This window comes from Variovorax sp. V118 (genome assembly GCF_041154445.1).
GTDB lineage: Bacteria > Pseudomonadota > Gammaproteobacteria > Burkholderiales > Burkholderiaceae_C > Variovorax > Variovorax boronicumulans.
The window spans coordinates 759,588-777,493 of record NZ_AP028663.1; the positions used below are offsets into that span (position 1 = coordinate 759,588).

Consider the following 17,906-nt stretch of genomic DNA (forward strand, 5'->3'; position numbering starts at 1 on the left):
AGCAATGCCCCCCATTCAGGATGCAAAAAGGGCCCCGGATACAATCGCTTGCTGCACCGCAGCACCTGTTCCGGTCGCCTCACTTCACGATGATTTCCCCCAACGCCAAAGAAATCTTCATCCAGGGCATCACCCACGATGGCCGCACTTTTCGCCCCAGCGACTGGGCCGAACGCCTCGCCGGCGTCATGTGCTCCTTCCGCCCCGGCGGCGCCTACCCGGGCAGCCACCTGAGCTACTCGCCCTGGTGCATTCCCACGACCATCAACGGCGTGAAATGCGTGGTGGTGAACCGCGCCCTGCGCGACGCCGAGCCCATGGCCTGGGACTTCTGCGTGAACTTCGCGAAAGACAACAACCTCCAGGTGGCCGAGGCCTGCCTGGTGCCCGACCCGGCGGACACGCCGCCCCCTCCCAAAAAGACCTGACTTCCAGGTCTTTTTTTTGGGCTGCGCGGGTTGCTCGCGCCTGGATGCTTTTCGAGCGCCCATGAAAAAACCGCCCGAAGGCGGTTTTTCACTTTTGCTTGCTGCAGCGCACCCCGATCAAACGGCGGACCGGAGGATTCCGGTCCGGGCTTGCCTGACAGGTGTCAGGCGGCGGCCTTTTCAGGCGCCAGGGCGAGGGCCTTGACCTTGGCCGACAGGCGGCTCTTGTCGCGGGCGGCCTTGTTCTTGTGGAAGATGCCCTTGTCGGCGACGGTGTCGACGATGCTCTGGGCCTTCGCGAACAGTTCGCTTGCCTTGGTCTTGTCGCCAGCCAGAACAGCCTTTTCGACGTTCTTGACAGCGGTACGGTATTTGGAGCGCAGCGAGGTGTTCGCAGCGTTGAGCTTGACGTCCTGGCGGACGCGCTTGCGGCCCGACGCGAGGCGCGGGTTCTTCTTCTTGGGCTTGGCGGATGCCATATTTAGTGTTCCTTAGGTGTCTGAGGATGATGCAGCAAAGCCCTCCATTATAGGCAGGGTTCCGGTTTTTGCCGAATTGCCTGCTTTTGCCATCTTTCGCAGCCCTACACTCGCCCCCGTGTCCCTGTTCAAATCCGCCTCCACCGTCTCCCTGCTGACCCTCGCTTCGCGGATCACGGGCCTCGTGCGCGACGTGCTGTTTGCCTCGGTGTTCGGCGTCAGCGCGCTCACCGACGCCTTCAACGTCGCCTTTCGCATCCCCAACCTGTTTCGCCGCGTGTTCGGCGAAGGCGCCTTCAGCCAGGCCTTCGTGCCGGTGCTGGCCGCGCGCAAGACCGAGGCGGGGCAGGAGGGCGCCCGGGAGCTGGTCGACCACGTCGCCACGCTGCTGACCTGGGCCCTGGTGGTGCTGTGCGTGGCGGGCGTGGCCGGTGCGCCGCTGCTGGTCTGGGCCATGGCCAGCGGCCTGCAGGGCTTCGACGCCGCCGTGGTCATGACGCGCTGGATGTTCCCCTACATCGGCTTCATGTCGCTGGTGGCGCTGGCGGGCGGCATTCTCAACACCTGGCGCAAGTTCGCGGTGCCGGCGGCGTCGCCGGTGCTGCTCAACATCGCGCTGATCCTGTCGATCTCGATCGGCGCGCCGCTGTTCCGCCGCTACGGCATCGAACCGATCTATGCCCAGTGCGTGGGCGTGATGGTCGGCGGCGTGCTGCAGCTGGCCCTGCAGATCCCGGCGCTGCGCGCGCTGGGGCTCATGCCGCGCATCGGCGCCAGCTTCAAGGCGCTGCGCGCCGCGTGGACCGACCCGACCACCCGCAAGGTCATGAAGCTCATGCTGCCGGCGCTGCTGGGCGTGAGCGTGGCGCAGATCTCGCTGCTCATCAACACGCAGATCGCCTCGCACCTGGCCACCGGCAGCGTGACCTGGGTCACCAACGCCGACCGGCTGATGGAATTCCCGACCGCCATGCTCGGCGTGGCGCTGGGCGTGGTGCTGATGCCGCAACTCGCGGGCGCCCGCGCCGCCAAGGACGACGCGCGCTACTCCTCGCTGCTCGACTGGGGCCTGCGCCTCGTCGTGCTGCTGGCGGCGCCGTGCGCGGTGGCGCTGCTGCTGTTCGCCAAGCCGCTGGTGGCCGTGCTGTTCCACAACGGCGCCTACACCGGCGAGGACGTGGGCCGCACCACCGTGGCGCTCATGGGCTACGGCGTGGGGCTGGTCGGCCTCGTGGCGGTGAAGGTGCTCGCGCCCGGCTACTACGCCAAACACGACACGCGCACGCCCATGCTGATCGCCGTGACGGTGCTGGTGTTCACGCAGGTGCTCAACTTCTTCCTGGTGCCGCTGCTGCAGCACGCGGCGCTGACGCTGACCATCGGCATCGGCGCGCTGGTCAACGCGCTGTGGCTGCTGATCGGCCTGATCCGCCGCGGCAGCTACACGCCCGAGCCCGGCTGGGGCAAGTTTGCGCTGCAGGTGCTGCTGGGCACCGTGGTGCTGGCGGTTTTGCTGGCGTGGGGCGCGCACTATTTCGACTGGGTCGGCCTGCGCGCGCAGCGCCTGCACCGCATCGGCCTGCTGGCCGCGCTCATCGCCGGCGCCGCGCTGCTCTATTTCGCCGTGCTCACCGCCGCAGGCGTGCGCCTGCGCAGTTTCATGCGCCGCTGAAGCGCCGTTGGCGAGCCGGAAAACACTGCCTTGACGCTCCCCGCGGGCTCCTCTACAAAGCCATATGACGTTCAGCTACCAGGTTCCCACGGCACTGGAATATTTCGAGTCGCTGGTCGGCAGCGATGACCACTTTCCGCTGCTCGAAGCGGCCGCCAGCATCGCGCAGGACGAATACCCCGAACTCGACGTGCAGCAGGTGCTGGGCGACGTCGACCAGTTGCTCGCGCGCCTCAAGCGCCGCCTGCCGGCCGACGCCGCGCCGCTGGCCCGGCTGCGCGCGCTGAACCAGTTCTTCTTCAGCGACCTGAATTTCGGCGGCAACGTCAACGACTACTACGACCCCGACAACAGCTACCTGAACGCCGTGCTGCGCACCCGCCGCGGCATTCCGATCTCGCTGGCCGTGCTGTGGATGGAGCTGGCGCAGGGCCTGGGCCTGCAGACGCGCGGCATCAGCTTCCCGGGGCATTTCATGGTCAAGGTCACGCTGCCCAAGGGGCAGGTCGTGATCGACCCGTTCACCGGCAAGTCGCTCTCGCGCGAAGAGCTGGGCGAGCGGCTCGAACCCTACAAGCGCGGCAACGGGCTGGTCGGCGAGTTCGACGTGCCGCTGGGCCTGTACCTGCAGCCCGCGAGCCCGCGCGAGATCATCGCGCGCATGCTGCGCAACCTGAAGGAAGTGCACCACGCCCAGGAAGACTGGCCGCGCTACATCGCGGTGCAGAACCGCCTCATTGCCCTCTTGCCCACCGCTTGGGGTGAGCATCGCGACCGCGGCGTGGCGCATGCCGAGCAGGGCCATGCGGCGCTGGCCGTGCGCGACCTCGAAACCTACCTCGCCAACGCCGAAGACGCGCTCGACATCGACGCGATCGCCGAGCGCGTGGCGCTGCTGCGGCGCCTGGCCAGCTGACCAGCCCAACAACCACAACGCCCATGACCGACACCCGCACCGGCGTGAGCGCGGCGCCCGACCTGGGCACGCTGCACGAATTCCACGGCGTGCAGCCGGTGCTGCCGGTGTCCGACGTCTCGCGCGCCGCGCGCTGGTTTTCCGAGGTGCTGGGTTTCGAGGTCGACTTCATCGCCGGCGAGCCGCCCAGCTACGCCCGCGTGATGAAGGGCGACCGCAGCTATGGCGACCCGGTGTACCTGCGCCTGTGGCAATGCGGCAGCCGCGAAGCCCGGCCCTGGCGCGGCGAAATCGTGATCCACGTCGGCAAGGACATCGACGGCCTGTATGCCGCCTACGTGAAGCGCGGCGTGACCATCATCGAGCCGCCCACGTCCCAGCCCTGGGGCCTGCGCGAATTCGCGATCCGCGAACCCGACGGCCACGTGCTGCGGTTCTGCGGCTATCTCTGAAACACAAAATTACAAGCAGATCGATGCGGCCGTGTCGATCCGTGGCCCGCTCGCGCGACGTGTGAACAGGAGCACGCAGATTCCGGCGTCTCCCGATCCCCACCCACTTTCGGGAGAAACGACATGCGATTCATGGTTCTGGTCAAGGCGAGCAAGGATTCCGAAGCCGGCGTGATGCCGAGCACCGAGCTCCTCACCGAGATGGGCCGGTTCAACGAGGAGCTGGTCAAGGCCGGCGTGCTGCTGGCGGGCGAAGGGCTGCACCCGTCGTCCAAGGGCGCGCGCGTGCGCTGCGAAGGCAAGAAGCGCACCGTCATCGACGGCCCCTTCACCGAGACCAAGGAGCTGCTCGCGGGCTTCTGGCTGCTGCAGGTCAAGTCGAAGGAAGAGGCCATCGAGTGGATCAAGCGCAGCCCGTTCCAGGAAGGCGAGATCGAGATCCGCCAGGTCTTCGAAGCCACGGATTTCGGCGAGGCCATGACGCCCGAGCTGCTGGCCCAGGAAGACCGCCTGCGCGCCGAGTCGGCCGCCAAGGCCGGCCGCTGAACCTCATCCATTCCTCGAAGGAGAAACGATCATGCGATTCATGCTGCTGATGATTCCCCACGGCTACGAAAACGCCGCGCCAGGCACCGTGCCCGACGACGTCGAACGCGTGGGGTCGATGATGGCCTTCAACGAGTCCCTGCAGAAGGCCGGCGTGCTGATCGGCTGCGAGGGCCTGCACCCGCCGTCGATGGGCGCGCGCGTGAGCTTTCCGGGCGGCAAGCCGAAGGTGGTCGACGGCCCCTTCGCCGAGGCCAAGGAAGTGCTGGGCGGCTACTGGCTGATCGATGTCGCCTCGCGCGCCGAGGCCATCGAATGGGCGAGCCGCTGCCCGGGCAGCGAAGATGAGGTCATCGAGATCCGCCAGGTTCAGGAGATGGAGGACTTCTCGCCCGAGGTGCAGGACGTGGCGAGCGAGTTCACGTCGATGCAGCAGACGCTGAAGAAGTGAGCCGACTCTAGTCTTCCCGCACCAGCCGGATGCCCACCAGCGTGTAGCGCGTGTCCGGCGCATTCCAGTTGCGGTACGACGAGCGGGCATAGAAGGCCCAGGTGTGCCAGGAGCCCCCGCGGCGCACGCGCACGGTGCCCGTGGCCGGGCCCTGGGGGTCGTCGACCGGTGAGCGCGCGTAGTATTCGTCGCCATGCCAGTCGGCCACCCACTCCCACGCATTGCCGTGCATGTCGTAGAGGCCCCAGGCGTTCGGCGCGAAGCTGCCGACCGGGGCGGTGAAGGCAAAACCGTCGTCGCCCGCGAGCGCCATCGCGCGCCAGCGCGGCCAATGGGCGGCGCTGCGCGTGTCGAACACATTGGCCCCGCGCAGCAGCGTGGCCGGATCGTCCCCCGTGCTGTATCGCGTGCGCGTGCCGGCGCGGCAGGCGTACTCCCACTCGGCCTCGGTCGGCAGGCGGTAGCGCCGGCCCTCCGTCTTGCTCAGCCAGGCGGCCAGCGCCTGCGCGTCGTTCCAGCTCACGTTGACCACCGGGTGGTCGTCGCCCTGCGCGAAGCCCGGGTTGCGCCACGAGTAGCGCGGGTCGCGGCCTTCGAAGGCATCGCCGCGCCGCGTGGTGGCGGGGTCGTAGTCGGCGCGCCAGCCGTAGCCGCCGGTGCCGTCGGCCACCGATTCGGGCACGTGGCCCGAGGCCTCGAGGAAGCGCCGGAACTGGCCCACCGTCACCTCGTGCCGGCCCATCCAGAACGCCCGCGTGATGCGCACCTTGTGCACCGGCCCTTCGTCGGCCAGCTGGGTGAAGCGCTCCTTGGGCAGCTGCGGGTAGTCGCGTGCCAGCGCCTCGGGCGCCTCGTCGCTGCCCATGAGGAATTCGCCGGCCGGCAATCGCACGAAGGCCATGCCCAGGCTGTTGCGTTCCACGGCGAGGTCGTCCGCCCGGACGCCCCCGCAGGCGAGGCCGAACGCGAAACCCAGGCTCCACAAGACGAGGCGTGGTGTCATGGCCGCATGCTATCCGGCCCGCCGGGCCGCAGCGAGGCCGCATGAGCAGCGGACCGGACACCGCCGCCATCCACCGCGCCATCGAGGCGGTCTGGCGCATCGAGTCCGCGAAGATCATCGCCGCGCTCGCGCGCAAGGTGCGCGACGTGGGCCTGGCCGAAGAGCTGGCGCAGGACGCGCTGGTGGCCGCGCTCGAGCAGTGGCCCGTCGACGGCGTGCCCGACAACCCCGCTGCCTGGCTCACGCAGGTGGCCAAGCACCGCGCCCTCGACCGCCTGCGCCACGTGCAGCTGGCCGAGCGCAAGGCGCCCGAGATCGGCCGCGAGCTCGATGCGCTGCACGCCATGGCCCAGGCCGATTTCGCGCAGGCGGTGGATGCGGCGCTCGACGACGACATCGGCGACGACCTGCTGCGCCTGGTGTTCACCGCCTGCCACCCGGTGCTCTCGACCGAGGCGCGCGTGGCGCTCACCTTGCGGCTGATGGGCGGCCTGACGACCGACGAGATCGCGCGCGCCTTTCTCGTGCCCGAGGCCACCGTGGCGCAGCGCATCGTGCGTGCCAAGCGCACGCTGGCCGAGGCGCGCGTGCTCTTCGAGGTGCCGCGCCGCCACGAGCTCGAAGCCCGGCTGGCCTCGGTGCTCGAGGTGCTCTACCTGATCTTCAACGAAGGCTACTCGGCCACCGCCGGCGACGACTGGATGCGCCCCGTGCTGTGCGACGAGGCGCTGCGCCTGGGCCGCATCGTCGCCGAGCTGGTGCCCGGCGAGGCCGAGGTGCACGGGCTGGTCGCGCTGATGGAAATCCAGGCCTCGCGCACCGCCGCGCGCGTGGGGGCCACGGGCGAGCCGGTGCTGCTGCTCGACCAGAACCGCGCACGTTGGGACCCGATGCTGATCCGCCGCGGCCTGGTGGCGCTGGCGCGCGCCGAAGCGCTGGGCGGCGCGCTCGGTCCCTACGCGCTGCAGGCCGCCATCGCCGCCTGCCACGGCCGTGCGCGCACCGCGGGCGAGACCGACTGGGCCCGCATCGCGGCGCTGTACGACGCGCTGGCCGCGCTGTCGCCGTCGCCCATCGTCGAGCTGAACCGCGCGGTCGCGCTGTCGATGGCCTTCGGGCCGGCCGCCGGGCTGGAGGTGGTCGATGCGCTGCAGGACGAGCCCGCGCTGAAGGGCTACCACCTGCTGCCGACCGTGCGCGGCGACCTGCTCTTCAAGCTGGGCCGCCACGACGAGGCGCGCCGGGAGTTCCAGCGCGCCGCCTCGCTCACGCGCAACACGCGCGAGCAGGCGCTGCTGCGGGCGCGCGCCGAGGCCTGTGGCGACAAGCCTTAGCGGGCGGGCGCGGACGTGCCCGCGGAGGGCGAGCCCGGCAACCCGAACTGGTGCCACGCGCGGCGCAGCTGCGTGTCCGAGCCGAAGCCCGACAGCTCGGCCGCCCGCGTCACGCTGGCGCCCGAGGCCAGCGCCAGTTGCGCGGCCGCCAGCCGCAGCCGGCGCAGATAGGCCAGCGGCGCCACGCCCGCATGCTCGACGAACAGGCGCGTCAAATGCCGCGCCGAGGTGTGGGCGACCTCGGCCATGCGCGGCACGCTCCAGTCGGCCTGCGGCTGTTCGCTGACCGCGTCCTGCACCCGGTGCAGCGCCGCGTGCAGGTGGTTGCGGTAGGCGAGAAAGGGCGACAGCTCCGGGTCGTGCGGGCCGCGCCGCAGCGCGACCACCATCGTCTGCGCGACCTGGGCCGCCAGCGCCTCGCCGCAGGTGTCGGCGATGCGGTGCAGCATCAGGTCGATGCCCGTCGTGACGCCCGCGCTGCTGTAGACCGGCGGGTCGATCACGAACACCCGGTTGCTCACCACCTCGCAGCGCGGCTCCACGGAGCGCAGCTCGTCCAGGTGATGGTGGTGCGTGGTGACGCGCCGGCCCGCGAGCGCGCCCGCGTGCGCCGCGAGCAGGGCGCCCGCGCAGACCGTGACCAGCTCGACGCCGCCGCGCGTGAAGCGCTGGCCGCGCAGCCAGTGCAGCAGGTCCTGCGCCTCGGGTGTGTCGGTCGCGATGGTGTCGCCCGGCAGGCCGACCAGCACCACCCAGCCCGGGCCGTCCCATTGCGTCGGCAACGGCGACAGCCCCGACAGCGCGACGCCGACCGAGCCCATGACGGTCGGCCGCGGCCCCGCGAATTCGATGACGAAGCGCTCGGGCTGGCCTGCCGCGCGCAGCCGCTGGTTGGCGATGCGCAGCGCCTCGGCCGGCCCGGCCCAGTCGAGCACCAGGCTGTCAGGCAGGAGCACGAAGACTACGCGGACAGGGTCTCGTTGCGGGTCCATGCGTAGTCCATCTGGCGCGCCGTGCGCTCGGCCAGGTCGCGTCCGGCCAGGCGTTCGACCAGGTGCAGGCTCATGTCGATGCCCGCGCTGATGCCGGCCGAGCTGACGATGCGGCCGGTGTCGACCCAGCGCACGCCGTCGCGCACGTCGAGTTGCGGGAATTGGGCGCGCAGGTCGGCGAGGTCTTCCCAGTGCGTGGTGACCGCCTCGCGCGTCACGACGCCGCTTTGCGCCAGCAGGAAGACGCCGGTGCAGACCGAGGCAACCAGCTGCGCGCTGGCCGCGCACCGGGCGATCCAGCGCAGGGTGTCGGGGCTCGCCATGGGCGCGTCGACCACGCCGCCGGGGACGAGCAGCACGTCGGCGGTGGCGGCAGCGTCGGCCAGCGTGTGGTCGGCGAGCAGCCGCAGGCCGGCGCGCGCCTGCACGGGCTCGCCGGCGCGGGTGTGGGCGACCGAGGCCACCTCGAACGGCGCGGGCGCACCCGGCTGCAGGCGCTGGTGGACGCGGACAGCGGTGGTGAAGACCTCGAAGGGGCCGGCGAAATCGAGCGCCTCGACGCCGTCGTAGGCCAGGATGCGCACGCGCAGCGGGGTCATTGAAATACCTCCGTGCTTCGCACTTCGGTGCGAGCTTGCTTGGGGCGGCCCGGCGCGGCGCTCATGCGGTCGCGCCTTCCGTGGCACGCGCCAACGCCTGCGCCACGCTGCAGACCGTGGCGAAGCGCCCGTCCAGCACAGTCGCCGTGCGCGCCTTGATGTCGGCGGCCGACAGCGGCCGGCCGTCGGGCTGCACCATGTCGAAGGTGAGGGTGGCGTCGGTCACGTAGTCGACCTCCCAGCCCAGGTCCGAGGCGTGCCGCGTGGTGGTTTCGCAGCATTGCTCGGTGCGGATGCCGCTCACGATCAGGCGGCGGATGCCGTGCTGCGTGAGCCATACGTCCAGGCCGCTGTTGACCAGCGCGCTGTGGCGGTGCTTGGTGAAGGTGGCGGCGGCCTCGAAGGGCGCGAGGCCCTCGATCGGGCGCACATGGCCCGATTCGAGCGCGAAGGGGTTGGCCGGCGATGGCGGCGCATCGACGTGGAAGACGCGCACCACCGGCAGTCCGGCCGCCACGGCGCCGGCGATCAGCGCGTTCTGGGCCTCGAGGTAGGGCGCGAGCAGGGCGGCGTTCCAGTAGGGGCGGTGGCGGAACGATTCCTGGGCGTCGATCACAATCAGACAGGTGGTCATGGCGGCGGCGGGCAAGGCAAAGTGGATGATGCCGCCTATTCTTGGACGCCGCCAGCGCTTCGTCCGCGCCGATGCGGACCGGAACCGATCAGATCAGGACATTGCCCGGTCGCTAGACCAGGCCGCCTGCGTGCAGTTCTTTTTTCAGGTACGCGTAGTACAGCGGCGCCGCCACCAGCCCCGCGGGGCCGAACACCGCCTCGGCCACGAACATCACCGACAGCAGCTCCCACACGCGCATCTGCGTGCGCGCGCCGACCACCTTGGCGTTGATGACGTATTCGGCCTTGTGGATCAGGATCAGGAAGCCCAGGCAGGCCGCGGCCGTGACCGGCGACACCGACAGCGCCACCAGCGTGATCACCGAGTTGCAGACCAGGTTGCCCACGATCGGCACCAGCCCGGCCACGAAGGTCAGCGTGATGAGCGCGGGCGTGTAGGGCAGCTCGAGGCCCCACAGCGGCATCAGGAACAGCAGGAAGATCGCGGTCAGCAGCGTGTTGAAGGCGGCGATCCAGAACTGTGCCGCGACGATCTGGCCGAAGGCCTCGCCGAAGGTGGTGATGCGCAGGAACATCTGCTGCGCCAGCGGCCGGCGCTGGGCCGGCGCCGGCGCCACGGCGGCCAGCGCGCCGATGATCAGGCCCACGTAGGCGAACAGCAGCCCGCCCAGCCAGGCGCGCCCGGCCATGGCGAGCGAGCCGGCCTGCGTGCGCAGGTAATTGGCGACGATGCGCTGCACCTCGGCCGCGCCCTCGGGCAGGTAGACGGCGATGTCGGGCGGCAGCTTGGAGCGCAACTCGAGCACCGTGCGGGCCGTGTAGTCGAGCAGTTCGCGGTACTGGTCGGGCGCATCGAGCACGTACTCGCGCGCCTGGGAGAACCCCAGCGTGACCAGGCCGATCGGGCCCAGCAGCACCAGCGTGACCGCCACCACCCGGGCCAGGCTGCCGGCGGCGGAGCGCAGGGGCTTCAGGCGCGACAGCCAGCCGCCCAGCAGCCGGGCGAACCAGCGTGCGACCAGGAAGCCGATGCACACGCACAGCAGCCCCGGCAGCAGGTGCTGCCACATCACGAGCATCAGCCCCGCGAGCATCAGCAGGTAGCTGGCCAGTACCACGTGGCGGGAGGCGGCGGCCGGGGGCGGGGCGGCGAGGGTGGCGTCGGGCAGCGGCGTGGCCATCCGGGGAGCGGGGCGTGCGGTGAGAAAAAGAAAAAAGAACGGGCGCGCGATCAGGCGACGACCACGGCCGCGCCGTCGCCGCGCTCGGCGATCACGCCGATCTCGTGCACCGACTCACCGGCGGCGCGCAGCGTGGCGGCGCAGGCGGCGGCTTCGGCCGCATCGATCACCACGACCATGCCGATGCCGTTGTTGAAGGTGCGGTTCATCTCGATGTCGTCGATGCCGGCCACCTTCTGCAGCCAGGCGAAGAGTTCGGTCTGCGGCCAGCTGCCCTTCTTCAGGTGGGCGGCGGTGCCTTCGGGCAGCACGCGCGGGATGTTCTCGAGCAGGCCGCCACCGGTGATGTGGGCCAGGGCCTTGATCGGGTGCTTGCCCAGCGCCTCGAGCACGGGCTTCACGTACAGGTGGGTGGGCTCCATCACGGCCTCGCGGAAGGGCTTGCCGTCGAGGGTGGCGGGCAGGTCGGCGCCGGCGCGCTCGATCACCTTGCGCACGAGGCTGAAACCGTTGGAATGCACGCCGGCCGAGGCCAGGCCCAGCACCACGTCGCCGGGCTTGACGTTCTGGCCGGTGAGGATCTTCGACTTTTCGACCGCGCCGACCGCAAAACCGGCCAGGTCGTACTCGCCGGCCGGGTACATGCCGGGCATTTCGGCGGTTTCGCCGCCGATGAGGGCACAACCCGAGAGTTCGCAGCCGCGGGCGATGCCGCCGACCACGGCCGCGGCCGTGTCCACGTCGAGCTTGCCGCAGGCGAAGTAATCCAGGAAGAACAGGGGCTCGGCGCCCTGCACCAGCACGTCGTTGACGCTCATGGCCACGAGGTCGATGCCGACCGTGTCGTGCATGTTCCATTCGAAGGCCAGCTTGAGCTTGGTGCCCACGCCGTCGGTGCCGCTCACCAGCACCGGTTCCTTGTAGCGCTTGGGCACTTCGAACAGCGCGCCGAAGCCGCCGATGCCGGCCAGCACGCCTTCGCGCATGGTTTTCTTCGCCAGCGGCTTGATGCGGTCGACCAGGGCGTCGCCTGCGTCGATATCGACACCGGCGTCCTTGTAGCTGAGCGGGGTGGGCGTGGAGGAGGTCATGGGCGGGCGGTGTCGAGAAGAAGGAGCGAAAGGGTCGCGAAGCGGCGAGGAAGGGCGGGCAGGGGTGGCGCCGGCGACCGAGGCGGCCGGGCCGATAGAATTCCTCACGATTTTAAGGGCCCTCCGGGCCCCCTCCATGAACCTTCCCGGGATGAAACAGCTCGCGCTCGATATCGGCATTGCGACGGGCCCCAGCTTCGACGCCTTTTTTGCCGGCCCCAACGAGGCGGCGCTGCGACACCTGCAAGTGTGGGTCGGCGGCGCCGATGGCAGCCCCGCGCTGCACTCGCCGGTGCCGACCTACCTCTGGGGCGACAGCGGCAGTGGCAAGACCCACCTGCTCGAATCCGTGCGTGTCGCACTGGCCGAGCAGGGCGCAAGCGTGGGCTGGCTGCACGCCGGCCTGCTGGAGCCGCCCGAGTTCGACGAGCGCTGGGGCGCCGTCCTGCTCGACGACGTCCACCTCTACACCGCGGTGCAGCAGCACGCGGCCTTCAACTGGTTTGTCAACGCCCAGACCCTGCAGCGCGGCGTGGTCGCCGCCGGCGCCTTGCCGCCGGCCGACCTGCCGCTGCGCGAAGACCTGCGCACCCGCCTCGGCTGGGGCCATGTCTTCCATCTGCAGGTGCTGAGTGAAAGCGAACGCCGCGCGGTGCTGCGCCAGGCGGCCGACGCGCGCGGCGTGATGCTGTCCGACGACGTGCTCGACTTCATGCTGCACCGCTTCAGCCGCGACCTGGGCAGCCTGATGGAGCTGCTGTCGCAGCTCGACGGCTACGCCCTGCAGACCCAACGCGCGATCACCATTCCGCTGATCCGCTCCATGCTCGAAAACGAATAGACAGATAAGAAGAAGCGCCCGCTCCTCCTCAAAAAACAACCAATGATCAAGAAATTCATCGACAAGCTGCTCGGCAAGTCCGCCGGCGGCACGCAGGGCAAGAGCCGCTTCGGCAAGCGCCAGGAGGTGCCGGCAGAGGTTCACAAGATCGATCCCGCCCTGGTCGACGAACGCGCGAAGAACGTGGTCACCACGCTGCAGCAGGCCGGCTACGAGGCCTACGTCGTGGGCGGCGCGGTGCGCGACCTGCTGCTGGGCCTGCGGCCGAAAGATTTCGACGTGGCCACCAACGCCACGCCTGAGCAGGTCAAGTCGCTGTTCCGCCGCGCCTTCATCATCGGTCGGCGCTTTCGCATCGTGCACGTGGTGTACGGCCGCGGCCGCGAGCACGAGGTGATCGAGGTCTCGACCTTCCGCGCCTACATGGACAGCGCCGCCGCCGAGCAGGTGGCCGGCAACGAGCGCACCAGCAAGGGCGAACTGGCGAGCATGAAGCACGCCGTGGACGCCAGCGGCCGGGTGCTGCGCGACAACGTCTGGGGCCCGCAGGAAGAAGACGCGGCGCGCCGCGACTTCACCGTCAACGCCATGTACTACGACCCGGCCAACCAGGTCGTGGTCGACTATCACAACGGCATCAAGGACGCCCAGAAGCTCACGCTGCGCATGATCGGCGACCCGGTCACGCGCTACCGCGAAGACCCGGTGCGCATCATTCGCGCCATCCGCTTCTCGGCCAAGCTCGCCGCGCTCGGTTTCAAGATGGAAGCCAAGACCGCCGCGCCGCTCATCGAATCGAGCAAGCTGCTGGCCGACGTGCCGCAAAGCCGCATGTTCGACGAGATGCTCAAGCTGTTGCAGACCGGCCACGCCATCGCGACGGTCGAGCAGCTGCGCAAGCTGGGGCTCGCCACCGGCATCTATCCGCTGCTCGACGTGGTGGTGGAGCGCGCCGACCAGCCCTTCGTGAAGGCTGCCCTGCAGGACACCGACCGCCGCGTCGGCGAAGGCAAGCCCGTGGCGCCCAGCTTCCTGCTGGCCTGCGTGCTGTGGGCCGACGTGCGCGACGGCTGGGCCCAGCGCCAGGAAGGCCGCCACGGCCAGCGTCCGCAGCCTCCGTTCCCGGCGCTGCAGGATGCGATCGACGACGTGTTCAATTCGCGCATCGGCGACGTGTCGGGCCGCGGCAAGCTGGCCGCCGACATGCGCGAGATCTGGATGATGCAGCCGCGCTTCGACAAGCGCACTGGCTCCACGCCCTACAGCCTGGTCGAGCAGGCGCGCTTCCGCGCCGCCTTCGACTTCATGCGCCTGCGTGCCGACGTGGGCGAGGTCGGCGAGGCCATCGCCGAGTGGTGGCAGGAGTTCAGCACCGCCGACGACCTGCGTCGCCAGGACCTGCTCGAGCAGGTGCGCGAAGAACAGAAGGTGCGCCAGCGCGTGCGCCTGCGCGATCCGGCCGCTGCGCCCAAGCCGCGCAGCGAGCAACCGGCGCGCCAGAAGCAGGCCGCAGCCGAGTCGGACGACGGCGACGGACCCGACATCGAGGCCGATGCCGTGCCGCCGGATGGCGAAGCGGCGGCCCCGCGCAAGCGCAAGCGCCGACGCAAGCCGCGCCCGGTGGGCGGCGGTAGCGGTGGTGGCGGCAGCGAGGGCGGCGGGAGCGCCGCAGGCGAATGAGTGCGACCGACCGGCCGAAGGACGGCAAGAAGAGCGCCCCGGCTGCCAAGTCAGCCAAGGGGGGCAAGCCCGCGCCGCGCGCCGCAGGCAAGCCGCCATCGGCAGGCAGCAAGAGCGGCCCGCCCGCACGCCGCGCGCCTTCGCGTCCACGCGGTCCGCGCGAGGACTACCCGACCGTGCAGGCCTTCGTCGCCATCGGCGCCAACCTGGGCGATGCCGAGGCGACCGTGAAGGAGGCCATGGCCGCCATCGGCGCGTTGCAACGCACCCAGGTCACGGCCCGCTCGTCGCTCTACCGCAGCGCGCCGGTCGAGGCCGAAGGCCCCGACTTCATCAACGCCGTGGTGGCCGTGCGCACCGGGCTGGACGCGGAGCAGCTGCTCATCGCGCTGCAGCGCCTGGAAACGCTGGCCGGTCGCGAGCGGCCCTTTCCCAATGCGCCGCGCACGCTCGATCTTGACCTGCTGATGCACGGCAACTCGGTGATCGAAAGCCCCACGCTGACCCTGCCACACCCGCGCATGCGCGAGCGCGCCTTCGTGCTCAAGCCGCTGGCCGAGATTGCCCCCGACAAGGTGCCGCGCGCCGCGCTGGCACGCGTGACCGGCCAGGTCATCCAGAAAATCCGCTGACCCCCGAGGCCGCCGGCATGCGGCTGTCCCCGCCCGATCTCGCCGGCGTTGCCGCGTGCGGCTGGTCGTGGCACTGCAGCTGCCGGCCTGAGCGGGCCTGTCGCGCCGGGGTCCGAAGGTCGGCCCGACCGGTCGTTCCGGTCGCGCCCGTTAAACTCGGGAAGTTTTCACGAAGGCGTCATGAAATTGTGATTGGCGCGTCCCAGGAGTTTTTTCCATGTTCGGCAAGCTGCTGCCCCGAGAGGGCAATTTTTTTGAAATGTTCAACCAGCATGCCGAGCGCATCGTGGAGGCGGCGCGTGCGTTCGAGCAGCTCGTCACCCACTATGCGGACGTGCACCTGCGCGAACAGTACAACCGCGACGTCGACAACGCCGAGCGCGCCGCAGACCGCGTGACGCACGACGTCAACCGCCTGATCCACAAGACCTTCATCACGCCCATCGACCGCGAGCAGATCCACAAGCTCATCAACACGATGGACGACGTGGCCGACCTGATCCAGGACTCGGCCGAGACCATGGCGCTGTACGACGTGCGCCACATGACCGACGAGATCGTGCGCCTCACGGCCCTGAGCGTGAAGTGCTGCGACCGCCTCAAGGACGCCGTGAAGTACCTCGGCAAGATCGCCGACCCGGCCGTGGCCGAGGCCACGCTCAAGACCTGCGAGGAAATCGACCGCCTCGAATCCGACGCCGACCGCGTGATGCGCAGCGCCATGAGCAAGCTGTTCCGCGAGGAGCCGGACGTGCGCGAGGTCATCAAGCTCAAGGCGATCTACGAGCTGCTCGAGACGATCACCGACAAGTGCGAGGACGTGGCCAACGTGATCGAGGGCATCGTCCTCGAGAATTCCTGAGCGGGTAGCAGCCGATGACAACGGTGCAGGTCGCCCTCTGGGTGGTGGTGGTGCTGGTCGCGCTCGCGATCCTGTTCGACTTCATGAACGGCTTCCACGATGCCGCCAATTCGATCGCGACGGTGGTGTCCACCGGCGTGCTCAAGCCGGGGCAGGCCGTGGTGTTCGCGGCTTTCTTCAACCTGATCGCGATCTTCGTCTTCCACCTGAGCGTGGCGGCCACGGTGGGCAAGGGCATCGCCCAGCCCGGGGTGGTCGACGTGCACGTGGTGTTCGGGGCGCTCATCGGCGCCATCAGCTGGAACCTCGTCACCTGGTACTACGGCATCCCGAGCAGCTCGTCGCACGCGCTGATCGGTGGCATCGTGGGCGCCGTGATCGCCAAGACCGGCACCAGCGGCCTCGTGGCCTCCGGCATCTGGAAGACCGTGGCCTTCATCTTCGTGTCGCCGCTGCTGGGCTTCCTGCTGGGCTCGCTGATGATGATCGTGGTGGCCTGGGGCTTCCGGCGTGCCACGCCCTCTCGGGTGGACCGGTGGTTCCGGCGATTGCAGCTGGTCTCGGCCGGTGCCTACAGCCTGGGCCACGGCGGCAACGACGCGCAGAAGACCATCGGCATCATCTGGATGCTGCTGATCGCCACCGGCTATGCCTCGGCCAGCGACGCGGTGCCGCCGACCTGGGTCATCGTGAGCTGCTACGCCGCGATCGCGCTGGGCACCATGTTCGGCGGCTGGCGCATCGTGAAGACCATGGGCCAGAAGATCACCAAGCTTAAGCCCGTGGGCGGCTTCTGCGCCGAGACCGGCGGGGCGCTGACCCTGTTCCTGGCCACCGCGCTGGGCATTCCGGTGTCGACCACCCACACGATCACGGGCGCCATCGTCGGCGTCGGTGCCACGCAGCGCGCCAGCGCCGTGCGCTGGGGCGTGGCGGGGAACATCGTCTGGGCCTGGGTCCTGACCATTCCCGCCTCGGCTTTCGTCGCGGCGATGGCTTACTGGTTCAGTTGGCAGATCTTCTGAAGCGCTGAAGCGTCGACGCCTCGTTCGCAGAGGCGCCGCGCTTGGCCGGGCGGCTATTGCGAGATTTTTCGGCCTTCTTCGATCTGGTGTTCGAAGTAGTGCTGGAAGCTGTACACGATGCTCGCCATCAGGATCGAGCTCCCGAAGAACAAAGACGCGACCACGGCGCCGATCGTGAGCCAGTTGGTCTGGCCCGGCGCGGCGTCGGGCGCTGCGCCGGCGTTGAAGCGGGCATTCCATTTTTCGGGCGTCATCAGGCCGTAGATGATCGCCATCAAGGCGCAGCCCGCGATCGTGAAACCTAGCAGCGGGATCAGCGCCCAGCTTACGCCGTCGTCCACGCCGTACATGCGCAGGCGCTCGATGCCGTAGATGCCCAGCGCCGTGGGAATGGGCAGCAGCCAGCCGAGCCAGTCACCCATGCCGCGCAGGTAGAAGCGATGCAGGCCCAGCGGGCCACCGAGGAAGGAGAGCCAGGCGGCCACGGTCTTGCTTTTCATTTTCTTCATCACATCATTCGGGTTTGGTGCGGCTGCCTTCGCCGAGTACTTTTTCCATCAGGACCACGTCGCGCCAGGCGTCGAACTTCCAGCCGCAGTCTTTCAGCACGCCCACGTGCGTGAAGCCCTGGCTGCGGTGCACGCCGACCGAGCCGGCGTTGGCCGAATCGCCGATCACCGCGATCAGCTTGCGCACGCCGGCCGCTTCGGCCGCCTGCGAGAGCGCCGCCAGCAGCTGCGCGCCCACGCCCTTGCCGCGCGCGGCCTCGGACATGTAGATCGAGTCTTCGGCCGAAAACCGGTAGGCCGGGCGGGGCTTGAACCAGTTGCAGTAGGCAAAACCCAACACTTCACCGTTTTCTTCGGCCACGAGGTAGGGCAGGTTCTTGCCCAGCACATCGGCGCGCCGGGCGGCCATGTCGGCCTCGGACGGGGGCTCGGTTTCGAAGGTGCCGGTGCCGTGCAGCACGTGGTGCGCATAGATGGCCGTGATGGCTGCGATGTCTTCGTCGCGGCTGGGGCGGAGGGTGAGGGTCATGCGGGTGAGGGCGGCGGCGCGGGGCCGGAATTCGGAGAAAAACCCGGG

Annotated in this window: 21 protein-coding genes; 12 read left to right on the plus strand and 9 right to left on the minus strand. The window is 69.4% G+C overall.

Annotated elements, in window-relative coordinates; all coding sequences use genetic code 11:
• Positions 1–89 precede the first annotated feature (89 nt).
• Positions 90–428 carry a DUF3579 domain-containing protein gene (locus tag ACAM52_RS03430; protein WP_062477206.1) on the plus strand — a complete coding sequence of 113 codons (339 nt, stop codon included), beginning with the start codon at positions 90–92 and terminating at the stop codon, positions 426–428.
• 164 nt (positions 429–592) lie between these two features.
• Here the strand turns inward: ACAM52_RS03430 and rpsT are convergent, their stop codons facing one another.
• Positions 593–907 carry a 30S ribosomal protein S20 gene (gene rpsT / locus ACAM52_RS03435; RefSeq protein ID WP_056571937.1) on the minus strand — a complete coding sequence of 105 codons (315 nt, stop codon included), beginning with the start codon at positions 905–907 and terminating at the stop codon, positions 593–595.
• A gap of 118 nt (positions 908–1,025) precedes the next feature.
• On the opposite strand from rpsT, the gene murJ reads away from it, so the two are divergent.
• The 5 genes from murJ (at position 1,026) to ACAM52_RS03460 (ending at position 4,944) form a co-directional block, all read left to right on the plus strand.
• Positions 1,026–2,579 (plus strand): murein biosynthesis integral membrane protein MurJ, encoded by a 1,554-nt coding sequence (murJ, locus tag ACAM52_RS03440; RefSeq protein ID WP_139706502.1) that lies wholly within the window; start codon positions 1,026–1,028, stop codon positions 2,577–2,579.
• 64 nt (positions 2,580–2,643) lie between these two features.
• The gene (locus ACAM52_RS03445) at positions 2,644–3,495 is read left to right on the plus strand and encodes a SirB1 family protein (RefSeq protein ID WP_369646126.1); all 852 of its coding nucleotides are present in this window, start codon (positions 2,644–2,646) and stop codon (positions 3,493–3,495) included.
• Between the two features lie 23 nt (positions 3,496–3,518).
• A complete protein-coding gene (locus ACAM52_RS03450; protein WP_369646127.1) occupies positions 3,519–3,947 on the plus strand; it encodes a bleomycin resistance protein in 429 nt (142 codons plus the stop codon).
• A 123-nt stretch (positions 3,948–4,070) separates the two neighbouring features.
• Positions 4,071–4,493, plus strand: a complete 423-nt coding sequence (locus ACAM52_RS03455; protein WP_062477217.1) for a YciI family protein — start codon at positions 4,071–4,073, stop codon at positions 4,491–4,493.
• 31 nt (positions 4,494–4,524) lie between these two features.
• Positions 4,525–4,944, plus strand: a complete 420-nt coding sequence (locus tag ACAM52_RS03460) for a YciI family protein (protein WP_070062312.1) — start codon at positions 4,525–4,527, stop codon at positions 4,942–4,944.
• 7 nt (positions 4,945–4,951) lie between these two features.
• Here ACAM52_RS03460 and ACAM52_RS03465 read toward each other — a convergent pair whose 3' ends face one another.
• Entirely contained in the window at positions 4,952–5,845 is an 894-nt protein-coding gene (locus ACAM52_RS03465) for a formylglycine-generating enzyme family protein (RefSeq protein WP_307637562.1), read from the minus strand.
• A 143-nt stretch (positions 5,846–5,988) separates the two neighbouring features.
• On the opposite strand from ACAM52_RS03465, the gene ACAM52_RS03470 reads away from it, so the two are divergent.
• Positions 5,989–7,281 carry an RNA polymerase sigma factor gene (locus tag ACAM52_RS03470; protein ID WP_369646128.1) on the plus strand — a complete coding sequence of 431 codons (1,293 nt, stop codon included), beginning with the start codon at positions 5,989–5,991 and terminating at the stop codon, positions 7,279–7,281.
• Here ACAM52_RS03470 and ACAM52_RS03475 read toward each other — a convergent pair.
• From ACAM52_RS03475 to purM, 5 genes are all read right to left on the minus strand, one after another.
• Positions 7,278–8,273 (minus strand): GlxA family transcriptional regulator, encoded by a 996-nt coding sequence (locus tag ACAM52_RS03475; RefSeq protein WP_369646129.1) that lies wholly within the window; start codon positions 8,271–8,273, stop codon positions 7,278–7,280. The two genes, ACAM52_RS03470 and ACAM52_RS03475, sit on opposite strands and share 4 nt — an antisense overlap.
• Entirely contained in the window at positions 8,243–8,872 is a 630-nt protein-coding gene (locus ACAM52_RS03480; protein ID WP_369646130.1) for a DJ-1/PfpI family protein, read from the minus strand. Before ACAM52_RS03480 ends, ACAM52_RS03475 begins: the two co-directional genes overlap by 31 nt.
• A 61-nt stretch (positions 8,873–8,933) precedes the next feature.
• The gene (locus ACAM52_RS03485) at positions 8,934–9,506 is read right to left on the minus strand and encodes an isochorismatase family protein (RefSeq protein ID WP_369629771.1); all 573 of its coding nucleotides are present in this window, start codon (positions 9,504–9,506) and stop codon (positions 8,934–8,936) included.
• A 112-nt stretch (positions 9,507–9,618) separates the two neighbouring features.
• Positions 9,619–10,689 (minus strand): AI-2E family transporter, encoded by a 1,071-nt coding sequence (locus tag ACAM52_RS03490; protein ID WP_369646131.1) that lies wholly within the window; start codon positions 10,687–10,689, stop codon positions 9,619–9,621.
• 50 nt (positions 10,690–10,739) lie between these two features.
• Entirely contained in the window at positions 10,740–11,780 is a 1,041-nt protein-coding gene (purM, locus tag ACAM52_RS03495; RefSeq protein ID WP_056571902.1) for a phosphoribosylformylglycinamidine cyclo-ligase, read from the minus strand.
• A gap of 151 nt (positions 11,781–11,931) precedes the next feature.
• On the opposite strand from purM, the gene hda reads away from it, so the two are divergent.
• From hda to ACAM52_RS03520, 5 genes are all read left to right on the plus strand, one after another.
• Positions 11,932–12,621 (plus strand): DnaA regulatory inactivator Hda, encoded by a 690-nt coding sequence (gene hda / locus ACAM52_RS03500; RefSeq protein WP_056571899.1) that lies wholly within the window; start codon positions 11,932–11,934, stop codon positions 12,619–12,621.
• 42 nt (positions 12,622–12,663) lie between these two features.
• The gene (gene pcnB, locus ACAM52_RS03505) at positions 12,664–14,301 is read left to right on the plus strand and encodes a polynucleotide adenylyltransferase PcnB (RefSeq protein ID WP_159275688.1); all 1,638 of its coding nucleotides are present in this window, start codon (positions 12,664–12,666) and stop codon (positions 14,299–14,301) included.
• Complete coding sequence (gene folK, locus ACAM52_RS03510; protein ID WP_369646132.1) at positions 14,298–14,933, plus strand: 2-amino-4-hydroxy-6-hydroxymethyldihydropteridine diphosphokinase; 636 nt, start codon at positions 14,298–14,300, stop codon at positions 14,931–14,933. Before pcnB ends, folK begins: the two co-directional genes overlap by 4 nt.
• Before the next feature lie 217 nt (positions 14,934–15,150).
• On the plus strand, positions 15,151–15,795 hold the full coding sequence (locus ACAM52_RS03515) for a DUF47 domain-containing protein (protein WP_056571891.1): 645 nt from the start codon (positions 15,151–15,153) through the stop codon (positions 15,793–15,795).
• A 14-nt stretch (positions 15,796–15,809) separates the two neighbouring features.
• Positions 15,810–16,820 carry an inorganic phosphate transporter gene (locus ACAM52_RS03520; protein WP_062475084.1) on the plus strand — a complete coding sequence of 337 codons (1,011 nt, stop codon included), beginning with the start codon at positions 15,810–15,812 and terminating at the stop codon, positions 16,818–16,820.
• A gap of 53 nt (positions 16,821–16,873) precedes the next feature.
• On the opposite strand, the gene ACAM52_RS03525 is transcribed toward ACAM52_RS03520, so the two are convergent.
• Together ACAM52_RS03525 and ACAM52_RS03530 are read right to left on the minus strand one after the other, a co-directional pair.
• Positions 16,874–17,320 (minus strand): TM2 domain-containing protein, encoded by a 447-nt coding sequence (locus tag ACAM52_RS03525; RefSeq protein ID WP_070062592.1) that lies wholly within the window; start codon positions 17,318–17,320, stop codon positions 16,874–16,876.
• Between the two features lie 13 nt (positions 17,321–17,333).
• A complete protein-coding gene (locus tag ACAM52_RS03530; RefSeq protein ID WP_139701981.1) occupies positions 17,334–17,858 on the minus strand; it encodes a GNAT family N-acetyltransferase in 525 nt (174 codons plus the stop codon).
• Positions 17,859–17,906: the final 48 nt, after the last annotated feature.

Coding starts and splice junctions, on each gene's coding strand:
- ACAM52_RS03480 (WP_369646130.1), bottom strand. CDS start 8,872: ATGACCCCGCTGCGCGTGCGCATCCTGGCCTACGACGGCGTCGAGGCG.
- ACAM52_RS03430 (WP_062477206.1), top strand. CDS start 90: ATGATTTCCCCCAACGCCAAAGAAATCTTCATCCAGGGCATCACCCAC.
- hda (WP_056571899.1), top strand. CDS start 11,932: ATGAAACAGCTCGCGCTCGATATCGGCATTGCGACGGGCCCCAGCTTC.
- ACAM52_RS03515 (WP_056571891.1), top strand. CDS start 15,151: ATGTTCGGCAAGCTGCTGCCCCGAGAGGGCAATTTTTTTGAAATGTTC.
- ACAM52_RS03460 (WP_070062312.1), top strand. CDS start 4,525: ATGCGATTCATGCTGCTGATGATTCCCCACGGCTACGAAAACGCCGCG.
- pcnB (WP_159275688.1), top strand. CDS start 12,664: ATGATCAAGAAATTCATCGACAAGCTGCTCGGCAAGTCCGCCGGCGGC.
- ACAM52_RS03445 (WP_369646126.1), top strand. CDS start 2,644: ATGACGTTCAGCTACCAGGTTCCCACGGCACTGGAATATTTCGAGTCG.
- ACAM52_RS03455 (WP_062477217.1), top strand. CDS start 4,071: ATGCGATTCATGGTTCTGGTCAAGGCGAGCAAGGATTCCGAAGCCGGC.
- rpsT (WP_056571937.1), bottom strand. CDS start 907: ATGGCATCCGCCAAGCCCAAGAAGAAGAACCCGCGCCTCGCGTCGGGC.
- ACAM52_RS03525 (WP_070062592.1), bottom strand. CDS start 17,320: ATGAAAAGCAAGACCGTGGCCGCCTGGCTCTCCTTCCTCGGTGGCCCG.
- ACAM52_RS03450 (WP_369646127.1), top strand. CDS start 3,519: ATGACCGACACCCGCACCGGCGTGAGCGCGGCGCCCGACCTGGGCACG.
- ACAM52_RS03530 (WP_139701981.1), bottom strand. CDS start 17,858: ATGACCCTCACCCTCCGCCCCAGCCGCGACGAAGACATCGCAGCCATC.
- purM (WP_056571902.1), bottom strand. CDS start 11,780: ATGACCTCCTCCACGCCCACCCCGCTCAGCTACAAGGACGCCGGTGTC.
- ACAM52_RS03470 (WP_369646128.1), top strand. CDS start 5,989: ATGAGCAGCGGACCGGACACCGCCGCCATCCACCGCGCCATCGAGGCG.
- ACAM52_RS03475 (WP_369646129.1), bottom strand. CDS start 8,273: ATGGACCCGCAACGAGACCCTGTCCGCGTAGTCTTCGTGCTCCTGCCT.
- ACAM52_RS03485 (WP_369629771.1), bottom strand. CDS start 9,506: ATGACCACCTGTCTGATTGTGATCGACGCCCAGGAATCGTTCCGCCAC.
- ACAM52_RS03520 (WP_062475084.1), top strand. CDS start 15,810: ATGACAACGGTGCAGGTCGCCCTCTGGGTGGTGGTGGTGCTGGTCGCG.
- ACAM52_RS03465 (WP_307637562.1), bottom strand. CDS start 5,845: ATGGCCTTCGTGCGATTGCCGGCCGGCGAATTCCTCATGGGCAGCGAC.
- folK (WP_369646132.1), top strand. CDS start 14,298: ATGAGTGCGACCGACCGGCCGAAGGACGGCAAGAAGAGCGCCCCGGCT.
- ACAM52_RS03490 (WP_369646131.1), bottom strand. CDS start 10,689: ATGGCCACGCCGCTGCCCGACGCCACCCTCGCCGCCCCGCCCCCGGCC.